Annotated in this window: 6 protein-coding genes; 4 read left to right on the plus strand and 2 right to left on the minus strand. The window is 38.3% G+C overall.

All coding sequences use genetic code 11. The features are described 5' to 3' along the window. The 3 genes from AB5935_RS22735 to rpmA form a co-directional block, all read left to right on the plus strand. A partial coding sequence (locus AB5935_RS22735; protein ID WP_368327589.1) for a DUF3667 domain-containing protein occupies positions 1-1,661 on the plus strand: 1,661 nt, incomplete at its 5' end. A gap of 214 nt (positions 1,662-1,875) precedes the next feature. Then, on the plus strand, positions 1,876-2,193 hold the full coding sequence (gene rplU, locus AB5935_RS22740; RefSeq protein ID WP_005839375.1) for a 50S ribosomal protein L21: 318 nt from the start codon (positions 1,876-1,878) through the stop codon (positions 2,191-2,193). A gap of 21 nt (positions 2,194-2,214) precedes the next feature. After that, positions 2,215-2,478 carry a 50S ribosomal protein L27 gene (gene rpmA / locus AB5935_RS22745; RefSeq protein ID WP_005839377.1) on the plus strand — a complete coding sequence of 88 codons (264 nt, stop codon included), beginning with the start codon at positions 2,215-2,217 and terminating at the stop codon, positions 2,476-2,478. Positions 2,479-2,535: 57 nt separating this feature from the next. On the opposite strand, the gene AB5935_RS22750 is transcribed toward rpmA, so the two are convergent. Continuing rightward, complete coding sequence (locus tag AB5935_RS22750; RefSeq protein WP_007833534.1) at positions 2,536-3,171, minus strand: thiamine diphosphokinase; 636 nt, start codon at positions 3,169-3,171, stop codon at positions 2,536-2,538. Beyond that, positions 3,158-3,730, minus strand: coding sequence for a nicotinamide riboside transporter PnuC (pnuC, locus tag AB5935_RS22755; RefSeq protein ID WP_007850357.1), 573 nt, complete (start codon positions 3,728-3,730; stop codon positions 3,158-3,160). Before pnuC ends, AB5935_RS22750 begins: the two co-directional genes overlap by 14 nt. A gap of 119 nt (positions 3,731-3,849) precedes the next feature. On the opposite strand from pnuC, the gene AB5935_RS22760 reads away from it, so the two are divergent. Continuing rightward, on the plus strand, positions 3,850-3,978 hold the full coding sequence (locus AB5935_RS22760; protein ID WP_368327590.1) for a hypothetical protein: 129 nt from the start codon (positions 3,850-3,852) through the stop codon (positions 3,976-3,978). Positions 3,979-4,028: the final 50 nt, after the last annotated feature.

Genomic DNA, 4,028 nt, shown 5'->3' on the forward strand with positions numbered 1-4,028 from the left:
ATGTAAAGCAAGCCAAGCCAGATCCTCAAGGTATAAAAAAAGCACTACGCCGACTGCATCGCCAGAAAAACGAAACACTCTACATCGGTGACAGCACAGTGGACGCTGAAACCGCCCAAGCAGCCAAAGTAGACTTTGTAGGTGTACTCAATGGCATGACAACCCGTGAAGAACTGATTGTATACCCACATCGGCAGATATTAGACAATCTTTCGTTACTTCCATTAATTCATAAATTCACCCCTTACGAACCAGACAAACATTTTCCGGAAAAGTTCTTTTATTCTTCCTATTTTCCTCAAAAGATAGTAGCCTTCTACAAACTGTTCCATCAAAAACAAATAAGAGGAAAACATGAAATAAAAGAGAATCCGACATGTTGCGTCTGTAAGAACTGCGGAAACACATTTCAAGGGAATTATTGTCCCCATTGCGGACAAAACCACCACACACCACGTTTTACCATACGAAATGCCTTTCAGAATATTTTGAGCGGATTCTTTAACATAGACAATGGTTTCAGCCGTAACCTGATAGAACTACTCTACCGACCAGGATACATGATACGGGATTATCTGAGGGGGAAACGTGTACATTACTATAAACCATTTCAAACCTTGTTCGTTCTAGCTGCTCTATATATCATGGGTGTACAGCTCATTGACCCGACAGCGATAAAACTATCGGAAAAGGAAATGGAAGAAGAGCCTACTATCGCCAGCCTGATGGATGACATCAAATATCAACAGGAACAGACATCAGACAGTTGTACCAAATATTATTTAGGACAAAGTATTACTTATGCAGACAGTGCACGGTGGGCTCAAACCCACAGTTTATCAGAATCAATACAAGCACAAATCGATGCAAAATTCAGCAATCAAGACCAAGATGAGCTAAAAAAAGAAATAAGCAAACAAATAAAAAAGGAGCTTAAACAAAAAATAAAAGCAAAAAATGGAGAGATTGATGACTGGAGAGGCCTGATGAAAGAAATTGGTACGACTTTGGCAAAACAAGATAGCTTGCGGATAGCCACTTTAGGAAGAGAAGCCAACAAACAAGACTCAACCATATCGGAAATAAGAAAAAACATATTGGCAAACATGGCCCAACAAGATAATCCCTATGAAGATCAAGATATCTGGAATGATTTGAGCGAAGCCGGAAGTGAAATAAAAAATGTTTTCAACGAAATGACAAACAATTATTTTACAGAAAATAGTTTTCTCTCTGCAGTCGGTAATCTGATGAAAAGTTGGATACATGGCAACAAAGCCTTCAGCATCCTTGCTTTGCTCCCCCTTTTCACAATAAGCACCCGATTAAGCTTCTGCCGGACCTCTATCGGACGTCGACTAAACCTGACAGAAAACTTTTTTGCACAAGTTTATATCGCTTGCCAAATCTTATGGATTTCTTTACTGATCCTGCCATTTACCGGGACAGCACACTTGAATGATATTTTTGATTTAAGTTACAAAGCAATCTTTATATTATTTGTCTGGGATTACCGCCAACTGTTTGGACTTTCCTGGTGGAAAAGTTTCTGCCGTACAATAATCATGTTTTGGTATTGCTTTTTGGGACTGTTGCTAGTCTGTTCTATCATTATAGGCATCATCGTATTGATAGCCTATATTATACAATGGGGTAAATAAAAGTACAATCACACAAACCTTATTTATACAATCGCACATCCACAAAATGCAATATGAATAAAAACATTGAGTACAAGAAAAAAGAAGATGATTTTTCTTTGCAGATATAAATAAATATAGTAATTTTGTGCCCGATTTAGTCCGATGAGGTAGAAAAAGCGAAGGCAGTGATGCATTCCACCTTACGGAGAAAACCGTTTAATATTATAAAAAGATGTACGTAATTGTAGAAATTAACGGTCAGCAGTTCAAAGCTGAAGAAGGTAAAAAACTGTTTGTACACCACATTCAGAACGCAGAAAACGGCGCAACTGTTGAATTTGAAAAAGTATTGTTGGTAGACAACAATGGAACAGTAACTGTAGGTGCTCCTACTGTAGAAGGTGCCAAGGTAGTTTGTGAAGTAGTATCTCCGCTAGTAAAAGGCGATAAAGTACTTGTATTTCACAAGAAGAGAAGAAAAGGTTATAGAAAACTGAATGGTCACCGCCAGCAGTTTACAGAGTTAACTATTAAACAAGTTATTGCTTAATCATTTAAAATTTAAGAAGAAATGGCACATAAAAAAGGTGTAGGTAGTTCTAAGAACGGCCGTGAATCAGCAAGTAAGAGATTAGGCGTTAAGATATTTGGTGGACAGGCTTGTAAAGCAGGTAACATCATTGTTCGTCAGAGAGGTACAGAATTCCATCCGGGTGAAAACATCGGTATGGGACGTGACCATACTCTTTTCGCTTTAGTAGATGGTACAGTATGTTTCAAAGTAGGTCGCAATGACAGAAGATCTGTTTCTGTTGTTCCTGCTGTAGAAGCATAATCAGTTACAAAATAAAAAAAATTGAAAGACTCTTCAAAGAATGAAGAGTCTTTTCTTTTAGAATGTCCTGAACACTAAAACCTTACCTTCGGTCCGGATTATAAAATGCTTGGCCAATGCCTCATTCAAAGTCCCTTGCCACCAATTGGTAAACACAGATAAAGGATAAGCCAACCCTTCGGCAAATAAAACCGTACTATTCATATTAAAAATAGAAATCTGCTGACCGATATAAGATTCGAACATACTGTCCTCCTTTATGGGAACAAAGATACCGTAATCTGTCATCATATTAACCTCCGCCTTCTCCATATAATCTGCCAACAAACTGACATTCCCTATTGTATGATCTTCTCTTTTCCCTGTAGCCCCCATGATAGTAATACGCTTCCTCTCCTGTGATAAGCAGAAGCGGAATGCCTTACTCAAATCATTTGTTTCCTGCTCTGTCTCACTATGAATCAACGAAGCATATCGCTCTTTAATACCCGGCAATAAAGAATCACCATCGCCAACAATGGCTTCCGGCATTCTACCTGAACGAATATAAGTATTTGCTGCCCCGTCACAACAAACTACATAAGGACACTGCCTCAACCATTCCAACGCCAACGGATGGGAAGGAAAATCACCATCAGCCAGAATAATTGTTTCCGGCACATCACATCCTATCGGCAATTTATACTCTTTCATAAGATAAATTCATTAATTGTTTCCACTTCAAATAACCGAAAAAAGCGATTACCGTATAAAGTCCATATAAAAAAGAAGTGAAATATAAATCTTTGTAAATATAGATACCACAAGAAACAATATCAACAACCAGCCATACCAACCATTGTTCCACATATTTATGTGCAAGCATCCACATGGCAATAATACTAAGTGAAGTTGTTAAACTATCCCACCAGGGCACTGTGCTATCCGTATAAGTTTTGAGAATAATCCCTATCAGCACAAACACCACAAGCAGCACAACAAACATAGGCAGCAGCAACTTAGACGGTGTGCCAGATACAGGCTTCTCCCCTTTATCCGGCGTATGGCGCAACCACATCCCCCAACCATAAATTCCAGCCAACAAATAATAGATGCTGATAGCAGAATCGGCATACAGACCTACTTGATAATAAATAACTATATAAATGGCAGGCATAATAACACTGACCGGCCACAACCAAATGCTCGCCTTATATTCAAACCATAAATAAAGCAGACCGATTAAAGTGCCCGCTATCTCAAGATAATTCATCCTTCTTACTTTTCATTTTCTAATCTGGATACAAAAGTAACGAATAACTCATACACCTTACCATTTTTTTATCTATCTTTGTCCATTAATTCAAGAAATATCAAAAAGACTGAAAAGATATGCTTACCATTAAACAAATTACAGACAACACGGAAGAGGTAATCCGCGGACTGGAAAAGAAGCACTTTAAAGATGCAAAAGCAACGATAGAACAAGTGCTTCTTTCGGAGTCTGGAGTTGGGGAGTAAAATGTTTGTTCAAGTAGGGTCATTGCAGGGATTCGGATTTATATCTCAAA

Source organism: Phocaeicola sp. RTP21198st1_B8_RTP21198_201120 (assembly GCF_040929485.1).
Classification (GTDB): domain Bacteria; phylum Bacteroidota; class Bacteroidia; order Bacteroidales; family Bacteroidaceae; genus Phocaeicola; species Phocaeicola dorei.